Raw genomic sequence first — 22,167 nt, 5'->3', positions numbered from 1 at the left:
ACCCCCATCCCCGGCCCGCCACCACCCCCTAGCGATGGAAAGATAGATAAGCCCTACCCATAATGAGCGATAGGGCACATCAATCAGTATCCGTTCCTATTCACTCACGGACACCGCCACCCGCCCCTTGGGGCCCGCCGCGGAGCCGCCGCGCACGTCGGTCGCGGGGACGTCAAAGAGCGAGGTCAGCGCGTCCGCAACCCACTGCAACAAGTCCTCATCGCGCAGGCGCGGATCGGTGACCTTGGCCCCAGCCTTGGGGAAGGGCAACTGGATAGCCTTGGCCGCCGCCCGATACGTGGCCCCCGGATAAAGCCGCCGCAGCCGCACCTGCTTGGAATCCGGCAACTGCACCGGATGCACCTTGATCCGGGTACCCTGCACCCCAATATCAGAGATTCCCGCCGCGCGAGCCTGGTGGCGCAGCCGGGCCACCGCGAGCAGGCGCAACACCTCGCGCGGCACCTCACCAAAGCGATCCCGCATTTCTGCCACCACGGCGCGCAGATCCTCCTCCGTGGCCGAGGCCGCGATCTTGCGATACACCTCCAGCCGCAGCCGCTCGGAATTGATGTATCCCTCCGGGATATGCGCATCCACCGGAAGATCAATGCGGATTTCCTTGGGCCCCCGATCCGTGGCGTCCAGGGGCTTGCCGGTGGCCAGGGCGCGATAGGTCTCCACCGCCTCCCCCACCAGGCGCATGTATAGGTCAAAGCCCACCCCAGCGATGTGCCCGGATTGCTCCGCGCCCAGCACGTTACCCGCACCGCGCATCTCCAAATCCTTCATGGCCACCGCCATGCCCGCGCCCAAATCATTATTCTGCGCGATGGTGGAAAGGCGATCATAGGAGGTTTCCGTGAGCGTGACCCCGCGCGGATAAAGGAAATACGCATAACCGCGCTCGCGGGAGCGCCCCACCCGGCCGCGCAACTGGTGCAACTGGGAAAGGCCCATGTGGTGCGCGTTTTCCACGATGAGGGTATTGGCATTGGCAATATCCAGGCCCGTTTCCACGATGGTGGTGCACACCAGCACGTCATATTCCCGATCCCAGAACCCCTGCACGGTGCGCTCCAGAATCTCCTCGCTCATCTGCCCATGCGCCACCACAATGCGCGCCTCCGGCACCAACTCCCGCAATTCCCGCGCCTTCTTCTCAATATCGCGCACCTTGTTATGGATAAAGAACACCTGGCCATCGCGCAATAACTCGCGCCGAATGGCCGCCGCCACCTGCTGGCTTTCCTCCGCGCCCACATAGGTGAGCACCGGGTGGCGATCCTCCGGCGGGGTCAAGATGGTGGACATCTCCCTAATCCCGGACATGGACATCTCCAGGGTGCGCGGAATCGGCGTAGCGGACATGGTGAGCACGTCCACGTGGCTGCGCAGCGCCTTGATGTGTTCCTTGTGCTCCACGCCAAAGCGCTGTTCCTCGTCCACCACGATGAGCCCCAGGTTCTTCCAGTTCACGCCCGTTTGCAGCAGCCGGTGCGTGCCCACCACCACGTCCACCGTGCCGTCGGCAAGCCCCGCGATGATCTCGCGCGCCTCCGCAGTGGAGGTAAAGCGCGATAGCCCCCGGATATTCACCGCAAAGCCATCCATGCGATCCTCGAAGGTCTTGAGGTGCTGCTGCGCCAACAGCGTGGTGGGCACCAGCACCGCCACCTGACGGCCGTCCTGCACCGCCTTGAACGCCGCGCGCACCGCCACCTCGGTCTTGCCGTAGCCCACGTCGCCCACCACCACGCGATCCATCGGGGTGGAGCGCTCCATGTCCTCCTTGACGGCGTCGATAGCCGCCATCTGGTCCTCCGTCTCCACGTAGGGGAAGTTATCCTCCATCTCCCGCTGCCACGGGGAATCCGGGGCAAAGGCATGGCCGGGGGCGGACTGCCGCTTGGCATAGAGTTCCACCAGCTCGCTGGCGATCTCGCGCACCGCCGCGCGCGCCTTCTTCTTGGTGTTCTTCCAGTCCGAGCCCCCCATCTTGGACAACGTGGGGGCCTCGCCGCCGGTGTACTTGCTCAGCAGATCCAGCGAATCCATCGGCACCCACAACTGATCGGCGGGCTGGCCGCGCTTCGACGCCGCGTACTCCAGCACGATGTACTCACGCCGCGAGGTCTCATCGCCCGCCTTGATGGTGCGCTCCGCCATCTTGATGAACCGGCCGATGCCGTGCGTCTCATGCACCACATAATCGCCCGTCTTAAGCGCCAACGGATCCACGCGATTGCGACGCCGTGCCGGGCGACGCTTCGCCCCCGCAATATCGCCCACGCGATTGCCCGTGAGATCCGTCTCCGTGAGCACCACCGCCTCGGAGAACACCAGGCCCGCGTGGCTCAACGCCTGATACAGCGTCACCTCCCCCGCGCGCGGCTCCCAGGCGGGCGTGGCCACATGCGTGCGGATCCCCTGCTCCGCAAAGCGCTCCACCATGCGCTTAATCGCCCCGCGCGTGGGCGTGATGTATGCCGCGCGGCCGCCGCCATTGGTGTGCGCCAGCAGCAGCGCCATCATCTCCTCGATCTTGGGCAGATCGCCGCGCGGGGCCGGGGCCGCCTCAAACTCCAGGGGCAGGGTATCTTCCTCTAGGCCCTCCAACATTCCGGGGGGAGAAAACGTCCACCACGGCGCCCCGGCCTTGGCTGCGCTCGCCCGCAGGGACTCAAAGGAACGATACGAACTCGCCGTGAGATCCAGCCCCTCCGCAGAGATCGGGGCCGCCCCCTGCGCGCCCATCGCCGCCGCCTCCCAGCCGACCTCCAAAAACTCCCGATCCGTGGCCTCCAGATCCGCGATGCGGGAACGAATCTTCTCCGGGGCCACCCACACCATGTGCGTACCCCGAGGAGCAATATCCGGCAACACCGCCAAGGGGGAATCGCTGAGCACGGAAAGCAAAGCCTCCATGCCATCGGCGGGCTGCCCCGCGGCGATCTTGCTCAGCAACTCCACAAGGGTGGGATTACCCGGATACCGCCTGGCCAACTCCTCCGCCCGCGCCGCCACCTGGGGCGTGATGGGAAGTTCGCGCGCCGGATACACCTCTACCTCCGGCACCCGGCTATCCGGCAGGGTGCGCTGATCTGCCACGGAGAACTGACGCATATCCGAGACCTCATCGCCCCAGAACTCCACGCGCACCGGGTAATCCCCGGTGGTGGGAAACACGTCCAAGATGCCGCCGCGCACCGCAAACTGCCCGCGTTTGGCCACCATATCCACGTGCTCATAGGCCCGCAGCACCAACTGCTCCGTGAGGTCCCCCAGGGAATGCTCCGCGCCCTCGCGCAGGCGCACCGGCTTACGGCCCTCCACGTCTTTAAGAAAGGGCTGGCTCATCGCCCTGGCGGCGGCCACGATCACCCGATACCGATCACCATTCTCCCCCCAGTTCTCCACCACCTCCGCGCGGCGACCCACAATATCCACCCCCGGGCTCAAACGCTCGTGCGGCAGCGTCTCCCAGGAGGGGAACCACGCCACCTTATCCCCCAGCATGGCGCGCAACTCCGCGCTCAAATCCTCCGCCTCGCGGCCCGTGGCCGTCACCACGATCACCGGGGTCTTCTTCGATAGCGCCGCCACCGCCCACGGGCGCACCTGATCCAGGCCGGTAAGGTGCAACTCCTGCTCCCCCACATGAGAGAGCATTCCCCGAATCTTGGGGTCCTCGCTAACAACCTTGAGCAGGCCCGCCAGGGCGGGAGCGTGCGCAATACCGTGGTCTGCCACCTTGAATATTCCTTACTTTCTTCTCATAGTTTCTTGCTGTTCCCCGAGCGCAGCTAGGGGGCCGCACGCAGGCCTTCCGACGCCACCCAGTTTTTCCGTTTTTACTTGGCTTTTACTTGGCGACGAATTTTGCTTGACGACGAACCCGCGCGCATGGGCCACGCACGAGGGCCACGAGGGCTTTGGCGTCGGAATACCACGCCACCGCGCAAACCCGCTCTACCCTACGCCTCAGCGAGGTCGCGCCCCAGGCGGTTACGCTCGGCAGCGCCTTATGCGCTACAGTGTATAAGCGCGCGTGGCACACCGTTCACTCGCGGTTCCCCATGGTGTAATCGGCAACACTACGGTTTTTGGTACCGTCATTCTAGGTTCGAGTCCTGGTGGGGAAGCGAAATAAAACCCCAGTTCAGACGGTAAAATACCGGCGGGCTGGGGTTTATCGTGCGCTTACGGCACTTGCTGCTCTTACCCCTCTTGCAGTGTGTGCAAGCGGCCTACCAGCCCGGATACCGGCGGCACGGCAACGGACCACCGGGAGGCTCCGCCACCCGATAACCCAGGCACCTCAGCTTCTCCGCCGCTATCTCCGGCTTATCCCCCACCGCCGCTGCCAGTTGAATATCCAGCCACCCCTCGCGTGTGGCAAGGAGCCTCTTTTCCCAGCCTTTTACACCGTGGAATCCGCACTCTCCGATAACAAAAAACAGGAAGTCCTCCATCGAAGGACGAAATCGGTGCCCACCCATGGGAAAGTGTAGAACTTCAATCTCCCCCTTTCGAGCATGTTCACGCGCTTTCCTGCTACTACCGGGACGATTCTTCATCAACGCCGGACTCAGCCAGGTTCCTGCCCCATGCACATGGGCATGAGCGGCTGGGTGTGCTCCACTCCTATCCCGGTCATACTCAAAGCGGACGATCGCAGCAGTACCGATACGCAGTGCATACTGAGAACTGTGAACCGCTATGGCGTTACCATCACGACTCTCACAAAGTCCGATTTGTATATTCACGGAATAAAGATCAGACGGCTGTTCCTGTTTTCCCTGAAATGCCAGTGGTATAGATACCTCAAAGGAATCTCGCCTGCGCCCCTCTCCAAGAAAAATCACTGGTTCTCGGTTAAATGTGGGCAGACATCCCTGCAATGTATCCCATGCCTCGTGGAAAAATTCAGCGGCACGATCTTCCCACGATACAACCGCGTTCATTATCGCTCGCCAAGCATAAATTCAATCTGAAGAAGCCGATCATAGATCACGCGATCTTCCTCCGTCAGGATACCGAGGTTCGCAAGATCGTATAGGTCACGATAGCTCAGGGACTCCCCCTCAACCCCCAGGTAGGAGGCAACATCAAGTTTGGCTTCCAAGACCCGCCGATGCTCACGGAGCTGCTCATCCGTAACCCGCTGAAACTTCAAGTCGCTCATAGATTATCCCCCTTTTTCTTCACATGCTGCTGGCAAGAATAGCACCACATCACTATCCCCACAACGAAACCCCACCACACCCCCTAGGGTGCGGTGGGGTCCTCTCCCCCGTTAAGCGCTTAACCAAGCAGTTCCCTAATCACGTTGATCGGAGTGTAATCGGAACGATCCTTGCGGTTGCCTCCCGCCAGCACGCCCACCAGTTCATCCTGCGAGTTCAGCAGGGCCCCTCCGGAGTTACCACCAAAGGTCTGAATGTCCGCAGTAAAGAGGAAGGAGGGGAACTTACCATCATTGCCCAGCGTCATGCGCTTGGGGGTGACGTTCACCATCACACCCTCACCCCGGTTGCCGGGAGCGTAGAACGTCACACGATCCCCATTCTTCAGGGCGGCGGAGTCACCCGCACCCGCGTAAGCGCCGTTGATCTGAACGCCGGGCACGAGGTCGATCTTCGCCACGTCCAATTGCTTATCCTCGGGCAGGTCGGAGCCGAGCGCGGAGATCGTGCCCACCGTGCGGCCGGTGCGGGACTTGATCTCATCGCCCACCTGCCACTCACCGTCACCGCAGTGCAGGGCGGTGTACGCGGTGGAGGTATCGGCGATGCTCAGCGCGCATCCGCCGCCACCGTTCGCCTCAATGGCCGCGCCCTGGCGCAGCGGCACCGCCGCCTGCGCGGTGGCGGCCGTGGCCAGCGGCGTCAGGGCCACGGCCAGGGCAGCCACCAGGCCCGCCGTGCGCGAGGTGCGCTTCTCCTTGGACAACAGTGCAGCTCCCATGTCGATCACCTTTCTCCCATAAAGCTCATCCGGTTTCCAGCCATTCTCCGGCCAGGATTCTCCGATGTTTCCTGTATTGCGAGCCTTGAAAATCTAGCTCTCGTTCTTTCCGTGGCCCACCCTACACCACATAATTCATTTACCCAATACCTACAACAGAGGTCTAGGACAATCATCCCTTTAATCCATCTAACAATCCCCAGAATAGCCCCCTCCACCCCACACCAACGGGGGTAAAACGTCCGGCTATACCAAAACTCACAGCAGGAGCACAGCCAGAAAGCTCGCCTCGGAAGTAACGTCCCCCACTCCACGGCACAGAATCCCCGCAGCCCACACTCACGCCGCAAAACATCCCATCTGCCAGGCATAACGCACACCCAACCCGCTCCCCTCGCCCCTCTCCGCCGCCACCGTGGAACGATCGGATACCCGGCGCGGCGTCGTGACTCTCCCAAGATTCTCAGCCAACCAAAGCAATAACGCAATTATGTCTGATTGCCACCACACTCCGGGCGCTGGCGGGGGTATTCCCCTTAGTCTCCCGCGTGCGTTCGCCGGGCACTGCGAGGAATATAGTGCCCTGCGCATAGCGCCCCCAATAAGTAACAAAAGAGTAAAGAAGCACCATGTCCATCGCTCCCGTGGCGGAACACATCGAGTTTGTCCGCACCCATTCCCCCTACTATCGCCGCCTCTACCGCGATCTTCCCCCGCGCCCAGAGGTGCGCGACCTCCCCGTGGTGGATACGGCGGAGTTTTGGCAGGCCAATCACCCGGAGCATAATTCCGTGCTCACCGCGCCGCCCTCGGACGCCCTAGTGCTGCGCAGCGGCGGCACCACGGGCGCGCCGAAGTTTTCCTGGTGGTCCACCCAGGAATGGCGGGGCTTCTGCCGCGCCTTTGGTCAGGGGCTGGTGGGAACGGGTATGAAACCCGGGGCTCGGGTGGCCAACCTCTTTTATGCCGGCGATTTGTACGCCAGTTTCACCTTTGTGCTGGATTCCCTGGCCTACTGCCCCCTTGCCACCACACGCTTTCCCTTTGGCGGCGGCCTGCCCACCGAGCAGCTGGCCCAGGCCCTGGCGGAGTTCCGCATCACCACTATCGCCGCGCTGCCCAGCACCGTGATAACCCTCGCGGAACACCTGGCGAGCACGGGCCGCACCCTGCCGGAGGTGGAACTAATCCTGGTGGGCGGGGAACTCCTCTTTGATGATCGCCTTCCCCTGCTGCGCGCCGCATTCCCCCACACGCGCGTCGGTTCGGTGGGCTATGCCAGCGTGGATGCCGGGCTGCTGGGGCGGCCAGTTCCGGGCGGTGACCTGCGCGTGCATCAAAGTTGGCACCCCTATACCCACACGGAGATCCTCGATGAGGAGACCAACGCTCCCATCACCGAACCGGGAATACCCGGCAGGCTGGTGGTCACGGACTTACGACGCCGCCTCATGCCCATCGTGCGCTACCCCGCCGGGGATCGGGCGCAATGGGTGGACTACGCAGCGGGAACGTTCCGCCTCATGGGGCGCACGGGCGACGCCCTGCGGATCGCCTACGTGACGATGTACACCGAGGACGTGCACGCCGTGGTCTCCCGAGTGGACGCAGAAAAGCAGATCACCGCCCTGCAATTAGTGGCGGTACACAAAGAGGGGCTCGACGGCCTGATCCTGCGCGCCGCCACCGTAAATCCCGATCCCCACCGCCACGCCGCCCTGGCCCGGGAGATCATCGCCGCCGTGTTGCAGGCCCGCCCGGCCTATGCCGAGGCCACCGCGCACCGCCAGGTGCTGCCCCTGGCGGTGGAATGGGTCCACCACCGCGACCTGGCCACCCACCCGCGCTCCGGGAAACTCCTGCGCGTGATCGATCAGAGGCCGCTGGCATGAGCGCGCCCGTGATCCTGCGCAACCGCAGCTTTGCCGCCGCGTGGGCGGGGCAGTTCCTCACCCAGGCATCCGCCCGCGTGTTCCAGGTGGGCATGGTGTGGTGGCTGGTGGGAATCGTCGGTGGGGATAGCCCCGGCAGGCAGTCCGGCCTGGTGCTCATGTCCGCCACCATTCCCGCCGTGGCGCTGGTGCCGGTGGTCTCCCGGCTGATCTCCCGGTGCGATCACCGGCTTCTGCTCGCCCTCACGGCCGCCACGGCGGGTGCGCTCGCGGCGGTGGGTGCGGCGCTGAGTGCCACCTGGGCGCTACCGCTGGGGATTATCTGCGCGCTGGCACTTCTCATGGCCTGCTGCCAGGCCGTTTTTGATCCCTGCCTCACCACCTCCATCCCGGAACTGGTGGCGGATGAGGATATTGAATCCGCCACCGGGTTTCAGTTGGCCACCCAGTCCATAGCCGGGCTCACCGGGGGTTTCTTAGGCCCCCTGGTGGTGGAAGCCATAGGTACCACGGGGCTGCTGGGGGCCTGCGCCAGCGCATACCTGCTGGCCGCAGTGCTCATCATCGCGCACCGCTTCCCCCACCAACCACCCGCACCGGCCACGAGCACCCAACCTCAAGGCTCCCGCCACGTGCTGCGCAAGCTCCCCTCCGTGCGCCACATGCTGCTGTGTTTTACGGCCGCGAACTTCTTTAGCACGGCGGTATTCGTGCTCATGCCGCTCTTTGTCCGCAGCACCTTGCAGTCCGGCGGGGCCACGGTTTCCGCATTGGAGGCAGCCCTGGGCGCTGGCACCATCGCGGGTGCCGCGCTCGGCCCCCGGCTGCCCCTGCGGCTGCGCACCGTCGGCGGCGCGGGGCTGGCGGCCACCTCCCTGGGGCTGGCCGCTCCGGGATTGGTGCCCCACCCGTGGGTGGCGGCGCTGGGCCTCGTGGTGGCCGGGGTGTGCATCGGGGCGATCGGGGTGCGCTTTGTCTCCTACTTCCAGCGCCGGGTTCCACCGCAGGATAAGCCCGCATTCTTTGCGATTATGCAGGCCCTCATCAGCGCCACTCTGCCGGTTTCCTCCCTCGTCTTTGGTGCCCTGGGCGATGTGGTTCCGGTGCGCCTGCTCCTGCTGGTGCAGGGGGCGGGACTGCTCCCCGTAGCCTGGGCCGCCTGGCGGGTGGCCGCGCACCTGGATACTCCCTCGGAGGAACGCTCATGACCGTCCGCGCTGCCACCACTGCCGACGCCCCCGCACTCCTCCGCCTCTTCCGCGAGGTCTACGGCGGGCACTACCCCCTGGCCCTGGGCCGCGATCTGACTGAGACGCAACGCCTGCTGGCCCTCCCCTCGACCCACTGGCGCGTTATTCGTGACGCAGCAGGCGAGATCATCGCCTCCGCCGTGGTCCTCGGTGATACCACGCCCCGGGTGGGTGTGCTCGGCGGTATCGCCGTGCACCCCGACCACGGCGGAAAGGGCCTGGCGCACCGGGTTTCCGCCGCTGCCTGCACGGCGGCCTTTGGCGGCGGCTCCCTCGATTCCGCCTATTCCACCGTGCGGCTGTGCTCCCCGCATGCCCAGGAGGTGGTGCTTCACCAGGGTTTTCGCCCCACCGGGGTTCTTCCCGGCGCGGCCATGCTCACCCGGCGCGAGAGCCTGGGGTTCTTCGTTCGATACGCACCGCATGCCCTCACGAGCAGATCGGCGCCATCGCTGCTCCCCGCCGCGCTGTGGCCGCTCTACCGGCGCGCCCTGAGTAGCCTCGACATCGCGGATACCCGCCCACCGGAGATCACCCCGGAGGCCCCCATTCCCGCCTCAAACCCGATCGCTGTCTCGCTGCGCCGCACCTGCGCTCATCGCTACGTGGCCACGGCGGACCATCATTCCGCGCGCCTGATCCTCGATCTCAACCTCACCGCAGGCAGCGCCCGCTTGTATTCGGTGCAGGCTCGGCCCGGCGCGCTGCCGCAGATCGCCCCGGCGCTCTACGAGCAGTTGGCCCACCTGGGCGTCGCCTATGTGGAGGCCGCCGTACCGCTGTACGACGCGCAAGAAGGGCACACGGCGCAGGAATATCTCGCGGCGGGCATGGCCCCCGCGGCCTACTACCCCGCCGCGCGACCGCGCGCGGGCCGTCTCCACGACCTCGTATTACTCGCCCACGGCACCCCCGTGGAACCGGACTCGGTGCGCCCCTGCCCCGAGATCGCCGCCTTTCTCCCCGTGAAGGAAACGGTATGACCCCCTCGTACTTAGGAACCCTGCGCGTGCCCGACGCGCAGGCGCTGCCACACCTCCAGGAACTCTGCGACCTGCGCGAACCTTATGCGCACACCCCGGATACCCAGCGCCTCTTCGACCTCGCCATGACGGAGATCAACGCCTGGCACCGCCAGCGCAACGAGTTCTGGAGAGCCCTCACCAACACGGATACCTCCCCCGCCCCTCCCATTCCGGCGGCCTTTTTCAAGCGACACGAGGCCCTCTCCGTTCCCCGCGAGAACATAGCCCTGCACCTGACCTCCTCCGGTACCAGCGGGCAGAAATCGCAGATGTTCTTTGATCACTGGACCATCAACGCCGCCCAGCGCATGGTGGCACGCATCTTTGCGCACTACGGCTGGCACACCCCGGACGCCCAGGTGGATTACCTGCTGCTCAGCTACGAGCCCCAGCGCGACCTCAAGGTGGGCACCTCCTTTACCAATACGTATCTCTGCGACTTCGCCCCCGCCCGCCACATCACCTACGCCCTGCGGTGTGCCTCGGCGCGGGGCACCTCGGCGCCGGGCACCGAGGGGGCGTCGAAAAGCCCCACCCACGAGTTCGATCCCTTCGGCTCCCTGCGCGCCATCGAATGCGCCGCCGCGGACGGTATTCCCCTGCGGATCTTTGGCTTTCCGGCCTTTCTCGCCGCCCTGCTTCGCCGCCGGGAAGCCCTGGGGCACCCGCCACTGCGGCTGGCCCCGGAATCCCTGGTGTTCCTGGGCGGCGGGTGGAAAAACCACGCGGATCAGCAGATCCCCCAAACGGAACTGCGCGCCCTGATCAGCCGCACGCTGGGCATCGCGCCCGAGCGCATCCGGGATAGCTTCGGCTCCGTGGAACACTGCGTGCCCGTGGTGGAGTGCACCCGGCACCGGCTGCACCTGCCGGTGTGGTCGCGCGCGGTGATCCGGGACGTCGCCACGCTTGATCCCCTGCCCCACGGGCGGCGCGGGTTCTTGCACCTCATCAGCCCGTACATCACCTCCGTACCGGCGCATAGCGTGCTCATGGGGGACATCGCCAGCGCCCACCCCGCCGACGAGTGTGGCTGCGGGGCGCAGACGGACTGGATCATTCTGCACGGACGTGCCGGGGTGAGTCGCAACCGCAGCTGTGCCATCGCCGCCGCCGAACTATTGAAAGGACGCGCATGACTCACCTGTGGCAGGGCCAGCCCCTCACCGATGAACAGGCCTTTTCCCGCCTAAGCGACCTCGACGCCCTCACCCGCCAGGAACTCGCCACCCCGCTGCCCGCCCGCGTGGTACTCGATGCCTGCGCGGCGCTCAGCGAGCAGATCGCCCGCCCCGATTCCCCGGTGCGCGCCCGCCTGGGGTTTCTCGATTCCGCCACGCTGGACGCGCTGGTGGTGTCCCTCTCCCGCAGCACCCTGGAGGGTCGCCTGCACCGGGAGTTGGGGGATCGCATAGACCCCGCCAGGCTGCGCCGCCCGGACGCGCACCGCACCGCCTACGAGGCCTGGGCTCCCCTGGGCCTGCTCGTACACGTGGCCCCCGGTAACGCCCCCGCCGTGGGTGCGCTCAGCGTAGTGGAGGGTCTGCTCACCGGGAATATGAACGTGCTCAAAAACGCCCGTGGCCAGCATGAATCCTCCGTGGTGATTCTCTCCGCGCTGGCAGAGGCCGATCCCACGGGAATCCTCGCGCGGCGTATCATCGTGCTCTCCTTTTCCTCCCGGCAGCGGGACTGGCTGGCCGCGCTCTGCCAGCACGCCGACGGCCTCGCGGCCTGGGGCGGGGAGGAGGCCATCGACGCACTGCGCGACCTGGCCCCGGCCGGGTGCCGCGTGGTGGCCTGGGGGCACCGCATTTCCTTTGCCTACCTCACCGCGCGGGCCGCGCGCGAGGAGGCCACGCTGGACGCCGTGGTGGCGGATACCTGCGCCCTGAACCAGCAGGCGTGTTCCAGCCCGCAGGTGGTGTACCTGGATACCCAGGACTTCGAGGAGGTCGCGGATTTCAGCGAGCGGTTGGCGGCCAGGCTTCACCGCGCCTCTGCCGCCCTTGCTTCTGCTGCTCCCACCGAGACGGCTGGCCCCGCTGCTCCCACCGAGGTCGAACGCGCGGAGATTACCACGGTGCAGCGCGTGGCGGAGTTGGAGCAACACCTGGGGCTCACCCGGGTCTACGCCGACGCGGCCGGGCGGTGGCGCGTGATCGCGGATCGTCGCCAAGCGCTCAGCGCCTCCCCGCTGTACCGCAGCCTGTGGGTCAAGCCCCTGCCCCGCGAGCGGATCGTGGAGGTGCTGTACCCCATGCGGCGCTACCTGCAAACCGCCGCCGTGGCCGGTACCCCGCCCGAGGTGGCGGACCTCTCCCAGCGCCTTTTCACCGCCGGGGTCACCCGCGTGACCTCCTGCGGCAGCATGATCGAGGGCTATCCGGGCGAGCCGCACGATGGCCTCTATCCCCTCCAGCGCTACGCTCGGCGGGTCTCGGTACACCGCACCGAGCAGGAGTATCGCACCATCGCGGCGTTGAGCGACCTCATGCCGCAGCCGAAGCCGGTGCGGCCCCAGGGGCTCCCGCTCATCGGCAAGGAAGAGGTGCAGCGCTCCCTGCCGCACCTGCCCTCCCGGGCCGCCCAACTCTTCTTCCAATCTGGGGGCAGTTCCGGCGCACCCGCGCTATCCCTCTACACCTACCGGGACTACACCGATCAGATGCGCGCGGTGGCCGATGGCCTGCTCGCCGCCGGTTTTGACCCCGCCACGGAGCGCGTGGCCAACCTCTTTGTGGGCGGGAACATGTACGGCGGCTTTTTAAGTTTCTTCACCGCCCTGGAACACCTGGGGGCCGCGCAACTGCCCATCGCAATGCCCGCCGACCCGAACTATGCTCACATCGCGGATATGGTGATTCGCCACCGCGCCACCGCGCTTTTCGGTATGCCCTCCCACCTGTGGCGGCTGCTCCACGAGCGGCGCGAGGAGTTCCTGCGCTACGGCGGTATCCGCGCCCTGTACTACGGCGGCGAGCACCTGCACCCCGCCCAGCGCGAGGTGCTGCGCGAGGAGTTTGGGATCGCTACCATTCGCTCCGCCACCTACGGCAGCACTGATCTTGGGCCCCTGGGGTACCAGTGCCAGCACTCCACCGGCTCCATTCATCACATCCATTCCGGCCTGCTTGACGTGGAAGTGATCGACCTTGATCACGACGAACCCGTGGCCCCCGGAAAGCCGGGCAGGCTCGTATTCACCTCCCTGGTGCGCACCGGCCAAAACCTGCGCCGCTACGAGATCGGGGACATCGGCCGCCTCCTGCCCGAGCCCTGCCCCTGCGGCAGCCTGCTACCGCGCGTGGAACTCCTGGGCCGCTATGGGGACGTGATCCGCGTGGGCAGCCGCTCCTTCCATTACCAGACGTTCGTGGACGCGCTCGCCCGGCGCTGCGGCTACGCCGGGGACGTGCAGGTACAGGTGGAGTGGCGCGGCGACCGCGAGCACATCGTGGTGCTTATCGACGCCACCGCCTGCTCCCTCTCCGCAGACACCGCGCGGTGCGCACTGATTGAGGCGGTGCCGTATCTTGGGCTTGCCTGTAAGGAGGGACTAATGAGTGTAGTAGTAAACATTATCCATTCCAGCACATTCACCCGCACAGCCTCCAGCCAGAAAATAAAACGAGTAATAGACAGAAGATGCAACAAGCATCGACACAGGTGAAACACATTTTTCCCTTAAGGTTTGAACCAATTTTCTGAACAACCTCAAAGACCAAGCACAAGAAAATCCCAGAAAAGCCTTGCAGACTGATAATCCTTTGCATACACTCTAAGCTAGTGGCAATACCGGCCGCTGACCTACACCATCTAAGTACCTCCAGGAGAAGTCATGAGCTCAAAGAGAACGCGGTCAATCGCGATCGCAGCCCCAGTGCTGGTAAGTATTCTCACAATGCCAATGGCATATGCAAAAACAGCAGACCACTCCGATACCCCAGGATCCTATGCCGAGTGTCGTGTCGAACCCAACGGAGCAGGGCAAATCGTCTACTGCACAGTAGAAGACCGCGTCGTTGACAAATATACAACACGCATTGAATGGACTGGACCCGGAAAGAGCGGTAAAGATAATGTAATGGACCAAGGGGCGACCGGGAACTTTTCCTACACTTTCGCCACCCAGGGAGTGTTTAACTTCAAGGTTGTGGAAGATAAGGGAACCCTGCCCGATGGAGTTGGACCTGAAGTACCAATACATCTCTAATGAAAGAAAAACAGCTTCCCGCCGTCGAGGCTTGCAACGTAACAGTCCGCCTCGACGGCGCAGCCGTCCTCTCGCATCTTGACTTCTCCGCTTCCACAGGGGAAAGCGTGTCCATCGTGGGACGCAGTGGCGAAGGCAAAACAACGCTGCTACACACACTCGCCGGACTGCTGACCCCAGAGGAAGGCAACGTGTACGTCAACGGACGCAATCTCTCTGGACTGCCTACCGGGGAGCACGACGCCCTGCGCCTGTCCGAGATCGGCTACGTGTTCCAGTTCTCCGAACTAGTCCCGGAACTCACCCTAATAGAAAACGTCATGCTGCCCCGCTACGTCCGTGGAGAGCCTCGAAAGAAGGTGCAGCGAGACGCACTGGATTTGCTGGCGGGTGTGGGCATCGACCCCGACACCGCGCACCGTCGCCCCGCTCTGGTCTCCGGCGGCCAGGCGCAGCGGGCGGCAATTGCGCGCGCCCTGTCTATCAAGCCCACTATTCTGCTCGCTGACGAACCCACGGGTGCCCTCGACCCCGCGACCTCCGAGTCCGTACTCACCACACTACTGGAGCAGACAGGGAACATGGAAACATGCCTCATCATTGTGACACACGACGAGGAGGTCAGCCGCACAACGCACCGCCGCCTGGAACTCCGAGAAGGGAGACTCCATGAGAAAGTCACATAGCTCCAGTTTGACGTGGCGATCGATACTCCTGGGCACCACCATCAGCCGACGTTCCCGTTCCCTCAGCCGCGTGGCGGTCATCGCCGCAACCGCCGTGGCGGTGCTGTTTCTGTGCCTCGCCTCCGCACTGCCGCAAATGATCTCGGACCGCGAGGAACGAGCTGAAGCTCGCCTACCGCGCACCGAGTTCCTCGCAGAAGACGATATTCCCTACGCACAGGTTTCTTCCCGACTCACCCTCCCCGGCCAGAACGAGACCACCACTTTCTTCGTGGCACCCGGAAACGCCCCCGTAACAGAAGTCCCACCACCGCCTGGCCTCGAACAGCTCCCCACGCCCGGTACCTACGTAGTCTCTCCCGGCCTGCAAAAACTCCTAGATAGCGGGGACGTTACACTCCCCGGCATACCGGTAGGAACGGTGAGCGAAGAAGGGCTGCGTTACCCCAACGAACCGGTAGCGTGGGTAGGAGTGGAATCACAAGCACTTAATCTTTCAGAAGTAGCTTATGCTTCTCCACTGTTTACACCGATGACAACCAAAGCCCATGGCTTTGGGCACTCAAAAAATTTACCTTCCTCTCAGTATCAAATTTATAATCTCGACTTAGATAGTTCAGTAAAATCGCTACTCTTGGTCTGCGCCCTCCTTGCTGCGCTGCCCTGTCTTATCGCAGCCACCACTGCCAGTTCACTCATCGCACGACAGCGGTATCTCTCATTAACCAAACTGGTTTCCTCTGGCATTTCCCACCGCGCTAGCAGAATCATCGCAGCCACGGAAACCCTATACATCCAGATAACCGGATGGATCAGCGGCATACTCAGTGCTAAGATCCTCTCCCCCATTATACGAAGACTAGTGCCCGAAGACTCACAATGGTTCTCCGGAGAACTACACTTGTTCTCTTGGCCAGTATTCGGTGTAGCTATCGCTTCTATCATGTGGTGCACAGCAAGCGCCTATTTCCAAAGTACCACCCCACACACCTCTCGAAAACACCCTATCGCAGCATGGTCTCTAGGCATTTTTTTCATCATAACAGCCTGGATCTTCCAAGATCTACTCGTAGAAATCCTCAGAGGTTCTCCCCTTTACCTTGGAATCGCTGGGTTAATTCTATGCGCCCTGAGTCTGCGTGGAACCATTTCCTTTTTCACCGCTTCCATAGCACACAAAATAACCCCACAATCACCCTCAGCACTCCTAGCAGGAACTCGCCTAGAAGCCGAGCACGTCTCAGCTTCGCGTGGGCCCGCTGCAGTGGGATTAGCCATCCTAGCCGCATCACTAACCACCGTGATAACCACACAACTAACCACCTACCTTATAGATATACCAAATGAAAATGGTCCAGGCCCCGTTGTAGCCACACATAATGCAGAGAGTATTATGGAAAAGATTCCCGGAGGAGTACCCATACAAGACCCTATGTTGCCCGACTCTCCACTTATTGCCGATTGCAGCATGTTAGCCAAAGCAAAAAAAGTAGACCTACACTGCAAAGCAGAAGAAATCGTAAATATAGACAAAGTAGAAAGGCCAGACATACTTCCCTACCCAACAGGGATATTCTCAGCATCTTTCACCCTTCTGGATCGACCAGTTTCACCACACGAGGCCAACTTGATCTATTACCCCGAGCTCTCCTCGAAACAGATAGACAAATTACTGCGCATAGATCCTCTAGCTTTCGTAGACTCGAAACCAATTCAGGACGCCGCCCGTCTCTACGGGCGCGGCCACGTGATCGAGCTATACCGCATAGCGGGCTGGTGGACAGTGGCCGCCTGCACCGTGTTCACCATCGTCGCGGCCGCCACCACGGCGTCCGGGCGCAGGCGGCTCACCGCCGCCCTGGGTGTGGTGGGTATCAGTGCCTCACTGCAACGCCGCGCCTGGTTCCTCTACGCCCTGGTTCCCCTGGTGGTGGCGGCAGGAATCAGTGCGATCACGGCTACCATCACGGACATCGCATTCATCAACGTGGTGGAGATCAGCGAGGTTCTTGACCCCGGTCAGGTCACTGAGCCTCTCCTCATCGCGGGCGCAGTGGCGCTGCTCTCCGGGATGATGTACGCGCGCATTGCGGCTCGCGCGGCACGCAACCGCGTGGACGTGGCCGATCTGCGGTCGGAGTAAGGGTATTTCGGTCTCCCGCACGGCGGAAACGCTCAGGCGGCCCCGGCGGGAAGATCACGCAGCCGCGCAATGCTCTCATCAATGCGGATCAGATCATCGCGGCGGAGCATTTCCGCCTCAATGACCGCTAATAACTTCTCAGGAACGTGGTATTTGCGCTGGGCGGCCACCCACATTCCCAGGTCAAGGCCGTACCAGGTATCCCCGTAAGCACCGTTATGCATCACCTCCCCCTTTTCTTCCTCGCTGAGAATATCCCAGAGATATTGCAAGGCCGCTAAAGCCACCAAATCATCGGCATACAATTCCGCGAGGCGATCCCGCGTCCTCGGCTGGTTCATCAGGTTAATGCTATCCATGTTGTCCTCCCGTACCACGCTCTAAGCGGAGGGGAACCTCCACTCTCACGTTTCGATCCAGATTCAAGAATACTCCGTCACCCATCACAGGATAGGCTGTCCGGAATATAATCTGCCCATGTCGGTGGTAATACTGTGCCTCCACCATCACCCTGTGTTCTTTGAGCACGACCATCTTCCGTAACGTCCTCCGGTCTCCCCGTAAGACACTCCAATCAGGGAACCGCAGTGTGCTACGCACTGCTTTCATGACATCTTCATCTGTCCAGGCCAACGGAAACTCCGTTTTCCCTACTCGGTTCACCCCGTGTCGGTGCCCACCCTTACGCTCATCACCGGGCTCTCCATCTAGCACATGCCGTGCTTCTTTCTCTCCCACAACAGGACGAGGATCGCTCGCCGAAACATCCCTGCGCCGTGTTCCCACGGCAGGCCATAGCCAGTAAACATTCTCCATATCCCCGAACCCCCATTTTTTAGGAGAATACTACCACTCACTACCCATGCCCATGCCCCGCACCCATCGCCAGCGCGGCCCGCTCCCCCGGCGGGACGATCACAAATTGCCCCATCATGCCGGAGTCCTCGTGCAGGAGCATGTGGCAGTGGTACATGTACGCCCAGTGCGGATCGGGGTAGTACCCAAACTCCACCGCCAGCCGCGCGGTGGCTCCGGGTGGCAGGGCCACGGTGTCCTTCCACCCGGAGGTGAATACCTCCACGTCCGTACCGTCAAGAGAGAGCACTTTGAAAGTGGCGTCGTGAATGTGGAAGTTGTGGATCCAGTCGGCGTTCTCATTGGTCACCGTCCAGATTTCGGGGCGGTCGTGGTCGATGGTCACGTCCACGCGGCTCATGTCCATGGATTGCCCGTTGATCTGGAAGGTATTGAGCACAAACTCCCGTTCCACGGCACCGTTCACTGCCACCTCGCGGGCGGCGTCGGGGGCCAAGGTATCGGGCAACGCCAAAGACGCAGCAAGGCGATCCGCCGCTCTGATCTCCAGCAGATCAAAGGAATCTTGAAGCCCAAAGTCCAGGCTGTATTCATCCTCCGGCACACCGAAGTTATCCGGGAAGGGCGTGGAGCTAAGCGTGACGGTCTCCCCGGCCTCCAGGTCCACCACGATCTCGGCGCGCTCGCCGGGGCTAATCGGCAGGTGGGTGACCTCGATGGGTTGGGGCAGGAAGCCGGAGTCCGTAGCCACCACGCGGAAGGGGCGGTCGTCGGAAAAGCCCAGGCGGTAAAAGCGCATGGTGGCGGCGTTGAGCAGGCGCAGCCGCAGGGTGGAGGTAGTGGCGTCGAAGTAGGCGTGGGTGATGCCATTAATGGTGGGGGTGTCTCCCATAAGGCCGAGGTCGGGATCGGAGACCTCGTCGAGGTGTCCGTTGTCCTGGAACTTCTGGTCCATAATCGCCAGCGGAATATCGTCCACCCCGTACTCGGAGGGCAGCGCCAGGGAGTCGGAAACCTCGTCCTCGATGAGGATCATGCCCGCCAGGCCCCGGTAGGCGTGCAGGGCGGTGCGCTCGTGCGGGTGCGGGTGATACCAGAGGGTGGCGGCGGGCTGTTCCACCCGCCACTGGGGCGTCCAGGTCTCCCCCGGTTCGATGGGCTGGTGTGGGCCGCCATCGGCAATGGCGGGGAGTTTCATGCCGTGCCAGTGGATCGTGGTCATCTCATCCAGACCGTTGTGGACGTTCATGCGCACGTCCTCGCCGCGCCGCAGGCGCAGGGTGGGGCCCAGGTGCCCACCGTTGAAGCCCCAGGCGGGGGTGGTGGCATCGGGAAGTATCTGCGCGTCCACCGCACCGGCGTCCAGGTGGAAGGTGCGCGCGGCGTCGATAAGCTCCCCCTGGGCGAGCGGCGGAATGGGCAGGGGGCGGGCCTGCCCGGAGTAGCCGCGCGGGGTGGGTTGCCCGGTGGAGCAGGCGGGCAACAGCGGGGTCACCGCCAGGGCGAGCACTCCCAGGCCAGCCCCGCGTAGAAACGTTCTTCTCTCCACCGCTGCCTCCTTGACCATGCACGAGTCTTGCCACCACCCAGGCTACCCCCGGCCCCCACCCCAGGCGTTATGCTGTGCTGGTTACCGCTTTCCGCTATCTCCTCGGAGGTACCTTTTCCGTGACCACTGCTTCCACCCCTGATTGCGCCGTCGTTGTGCTGGCCGCCGGAGCCGGCACGCGCATGAAGTCCGCCACCCAAAAGACGCTCCATTCCATCGGCGGGCGCAGCCTGCTCTCCCACAGCCTGCACGCCGCCGCAGCCATCGAGCCCGAGCACCTGGTGGCGGTAGTGGGGCACCAGCGCGAGCAGGTCAGCCCCGCGGCCGAGGCAATCGCGCAGGAACTGGGCCGCCCGGTGGTGCAGGCCGTGCAGGAGGAGCAGAAGGGCACCGGGCACGCGGTGCAGTGCGCACTGGGCGCGATCCCCGATTTCCAGGGCACCGTGATCGTCACCAACGGCGATGTACCCCTGCTGCGCCCGGAAACCCTGCGCAGGCTGCACGAGGCGCACACCGAATCCCCCACCGCCGTCACCGTGCTCACCCTGGAACTGGAGGACCCCACCGGCTACGGGCGCATTGTGCGCAACGAGGAGGGGCAGGTGACCAGCATCGTGGAGCAAAAGGATGCTTCCGACGCCGAGCGCGCGATCCGCGAGGTGAACTCCGGCGTGTTCGCCTTTGACGCGGACGTGCTGCGCTACGGGCTGGCCCACCTGGATTCCGATAACGCCCAGGGCGAGCTGTACCTCACCGACGTGCTGGGGATCGCCCGCGAGGAGGGCCACACCGTGCGCGCGCACCTGGCGGACGACGCCCGCGAACTCGCCGGTGTGAATGACCGCGTGCAACTAGCCGCCGCAGGCCAGGAACTCAACCGCCGCACCGTGGAGGCCGCCATGCGCGGCGGGGTGACCGTGATCGACCCCGCCACCACCTGCATTGATGTCACCGTCACCCTGGGCCAGGACATCACCATCGAGCCCGGCACCCAACTGCGCGGCACCACGAGCGTGGGCAATGGCGCGCTCATCGGGCCGGACAGCACGCTTACCGACGTCGCCGTGGGCGAGAACGCCTCCGTGGTGCGCACCCACGCGCTCTCCTCCACCATCGGCCCGCGCGCTGCCGTAGGGCCGTTTACCTACCTGCGCCCCGGCACCCACCTGGGCGAGGAGGGCAAGCTCGGGGGCTTCGTGGAGACTAAGAACGCCACCATCGGGCGCGGCTCCAAGGTCCCGCACCTGACCTACGTGGGTGACGCCACCATCGGAGAACAGTCCAATATCGGGGCATCGAGCGTGTTCGTGAACTACGACGGCGTGAACAAGCATCACACCGTGGTGGGCGATCACGTGCGCACCGGCTCGGACACCATGTTCATTGCCCCGGTGACCGTGGGTGATGGAGTGTACTCCGGGGCGGGTACAGTAATTAAGGAAGATGTCCCTGCGGGGGCGTTGGTGGTCTCCGGCGGGCGCCAACGCAACATCGAGGGATGGGTGGAGCGCAAGCGGCCCGGTTCTCCGGCCGCCCAGGCCGCCCAGCGGGCGCGTGAGGCTCAATCACCGTCCGCCTCCGATCACTCCGGCGCCGACCAGGAAGGTTAAAGCACAGTCCCATGACTGCTCACTGGAAGCAAACCCACAAAAACATGATGCTGTTTTCCGGGCGTGCCCACCCGGAGCTTGGCCAGGAGGTGGCCAAGGAACTCGGGATTGAACTGACCCCCACCACGGCGCGTGACTTTGCCAACGGCGAGATCTTCGTGCGCTTTGAGGAATCGGTGCGCGGCTCGGACTGCTACGTCCTGCAATCCCACACCCAGCCGCTGAACAAGTGGCTGATGGAACAGCTCATCATGATCGACGCGCTCAAGCGCGGCTCCGCCCGCACCATCACGGCGATCCTCCCCTTCTACCCCTACGCCCGCCAGGATAAGAAGCACCGGGGCCGCGAGCCCATCTCCGCCCGCCTGGTGGCGGATCTGCTGCGCACCGCGGGCGCGGATCGCATCGTCTCCGTGGATCTGCACACCGATCAGATCCAGGGCTTCTTTGACGGCCCCGTGGATCACATGCACGCCATGCCGATCCTCACGGACTACATCTCCGCCAAGTATTCCCTGGAGGACCTGTGCGTGGTCTCCCCGGACGCCGGGCGCGTCAAGACCGCCGAGAAATGGGCCAACGTGCTGGGCGATGCCCCCATGGCCTTTGTGCACAAGACCCGCAGCCTGGACGTGGCCAACCAGGTGGTGGCCAACCGCGTGGTGGGCGACGTGGAGGGCAAGGACTGCGTGCTCATCGACGACATGATTGATACCGGCGGCACCATCGCCGGTGCCGTGGGAATCCTCAAGGAGGCAGGTGCCCGCTCCGTGGTGATCGCCTGCACCCACGGCGTGTTCTCCGATCCCGCCCGCGAGCGCCTTTCCCAGTGTGGGGCCGAGGAGGTCATCACCACCGATACCCTGCCGCAGTCCACGGAAGGATGGAGCAACCTCACGGTGCTTTCCATCGCCCCGCTGCTGGCGCAGACGATCAACGAGATCTTTGAAAACGGCTCCGTGACGCACCTCTTTGAGGGGCAAGCCTAACGCTCACGGACATAAGAAAAG

The 22,167-nt window shown here is 63.8% G+C and carries 15 protein-coding genes; 10 read left to right on the top strand and 5 right to left on the bottom strand.

Annotated features, from left to right (window positions below):
* Positions 1-96: 96 nt before the first annotated feature.
* From mfd to OLW90_RS03780, 3 genes are all read right to left on the bottom strand, one after another.
* Positions 97-3,672: a transcription-repair coupling factor gene (mfd, locus tag OLW90_RS03790; protein ID WP_319651815.1), complete on the bottom strand. Its 3,576-nt coding sequence runs from the start codon at positions 3,670-3,672 to the stop codon at positions 97-99.
* Between the two features lie 1,294 nt (positions 3,673-4,966).
* Positions 4,967-5,188: a hypothetical protein gene (locus tag OLW90_RS03785; protein ID WP_319651431.1), complete on the bottom strand. Its 222-nt coding sequence runs from the start codon at positions 5,186-5,188 to the stop codon at positions 4,967-4,969.
* A 119-nt stretch (positions 5,189-5,307) separates the two neighbouring features.
* Positions 5,308-5,970: a trypsin-like serine protease gene (locus OLW90_RS03780; RefSeq protein WP_319651430.1), complete on the bottom strand. Its 663-nt coding sequence runs from the start codon at positions 5,968-5,970 to the stop codon at positions 5,308-5,310.
* Positions 5,971-6,599: 629 nt separating this feature from the next.
* On the opposite strand from OLW90_RS03780, the gene OLW90_RS03775 reads away from it, so the two are divergent.
* From OLW90_RS03775 to OLW90_RS03740, 8 genes are all read left to right on the top strand, one after another.
* Entirely contained in the window at positions 6,600-7,862 is a 1,263-nt protein-coding gene (locus tag OLW90_RS03775) for an AMP-binding protein (protein ID WP_319651429.1), read from the top strand.
* A complete protein-coding gene (locus tag OLW90_RS03770) occupies positions 7,859-9,070 on the top strand; it encodes an MFS transporter (RefSeq protein WP_319651428.1) in 1,212 nt (403 codons plus the stop codon). The genes OLW90_RS03775 and OLW90_RS03770 overlap by 4 nt, the downstream gene beginning before the upstream one ends.
* Entirely contained in the window at positions 9,067-10,095 is a 1,029-nt protein-coding gene (locus tag OLW90_RS03765) for a GNAT family N-acetyltransferase (protein WP_319651427.1), read from the top strand. The genes OLW90_RS03770 and OLW90_RS03765 overlap by 4 nt, the downstream gene beginning before the upstream one ends.
* A complete protein-coding gene (locus tag OLW90_RS03760; protein WP_319651426.1) occupies positions 10,092-11,276 on the top strand; it encodes an acyl-protein synthase in 1,185 nt (394 codons plus the stop codon). The genes OLW90_RS03765 and OLW90_RS03760 overlap by 4 nt, the downstream gene beginning before the upstream one ends.
* Positions 11,273-13,810 (top strand): acyl-CoA reductase, encoded by a 2,538-nt coding sequence (locus OLW90_RS03755; RefSeq protein WP_319651425.1) that lies wholly within the window; start codon positions 11,273-11,275, stop codon positions 13,808-13,810. Before OLW90_RS03760 ends, OLW90_RS03755 begins: the two co-directional genes overlap by 4 nt.
* Positions 13,811-13,978: 168 nt before the next feature.
* Positions 13,979-14,353, top strand: coding sequence for a hypothetical protein (locus OLW90_RS03750; RefSeq protein WP_319651424.1), 375 nt, complete (start codon positions 13,979-13,981; stop codon positions 14,351-14,353).
* On the top strand, positions 14,353-15,039 hold the full coding sequence (locus tag OLW90_RS03745) for an ABC transporter ATP-binding protein (RefSeq protein ID WP_319651423.1): 687 nt from the start codon (positions 14,353-14,355) through the stop codon (positions 15,037-15,039). Before OLW90_RS03750 ends, OLW90_RS03745 begins: the two co-directional genes overlap by 1 nt.
* 1,747 nt (positions 15,040-16,786) lie before the next feature.
* Positions 16,787-17,182 (top strand): hypothetical protein, encoded by a 396-nt coding sequence (locus OLW90_RS03740; RefSeq protein WP_319651422.1) that lies wholly within the window; start codon positions 16,787-16,789, stop codon positions 17,180-17,182.
* Between the two features lie 32 nt (positions 17,183-17,214).
* On the opposite strand, the gene OLW90_RS03735 is transcribed toward OLW90_RS03740, so the two are convergent.
* Together OLW90_RS03735 and OLW90_RS03730 are read right to left on the bottom strand one after the other, a co-directional pair.
* Positions 17,215-17,541 (bottom strand): hypothetical protein, encoded by a 327-nt coding sequence (locus OLW90_RS03735; RefSeq protein ID WP_319651421.1) that lies wholly within the window; start codon positions 17,539-17,541, stop codon positions 17,215-17,217.
* A 497-nt stretch (positions 17,542-18,038) separates the two neighbouring features.
* Entirely contained in the window at positions 18,039-19,565 is a 1,527-nt protein-coding gene (locus tag OLW90_RS03730) for a multicopper oxidase family protein (protein ID WP_319651420.1), read from the bottom strand.
* Between the two features lie 101 nt (positions 19,566-19,666).
* Here OLW90_RS03730 and glmU point away from each other — a divergent pair, with 101 nt between their 5' ends.
* Together glmU and OLW90_RS03720 are read left to right on the top strand one after the other, a co-directional pair.
* On the top strand, positions 19,667-21,157 hold the full coding sequence (gene glmU, locus OLW90_RS03725; RefSeq protein WP_319651419.1) for a bifunctional UDP-N-acetylglucosamine diphosphorylase/glucosamine-1-phosphate N-acetyltransferase GlmU: 1,491 nt from the start codon (positions 19,667-19,669) through the stop codon (positions 21,155-21,157).
* Positions 21,158-21,168: 11 nt separating this feature from the next.
* On the top strand, positions 21,169-22,146 hold the full coding sequence (locus OLW90_RS03720) for a ribose-phosphate diphosphokinase (RefSeq protein WP_319651418.1): 978 nt from the start codon (positions 21,169-21,171) through the stop codon (positions 22,144-22,146).
* The last annotated feature ends 21 nt before the right edge of the window (positions 22,147-22,167 follow it).

Origin of the sequence: Corynebacterium sp. 21KM1197, assembly GCF_033783015.1 — a bacterium.
Classification (GTDB): Bacteria; Actinomycetota; Actinomycetes; order Mycobacteriales; family Mycobacteriaceae; genus Corynebacterium.
This window is presented reverse-complemented; position numbering and strand designations above follow the sequence as displayed.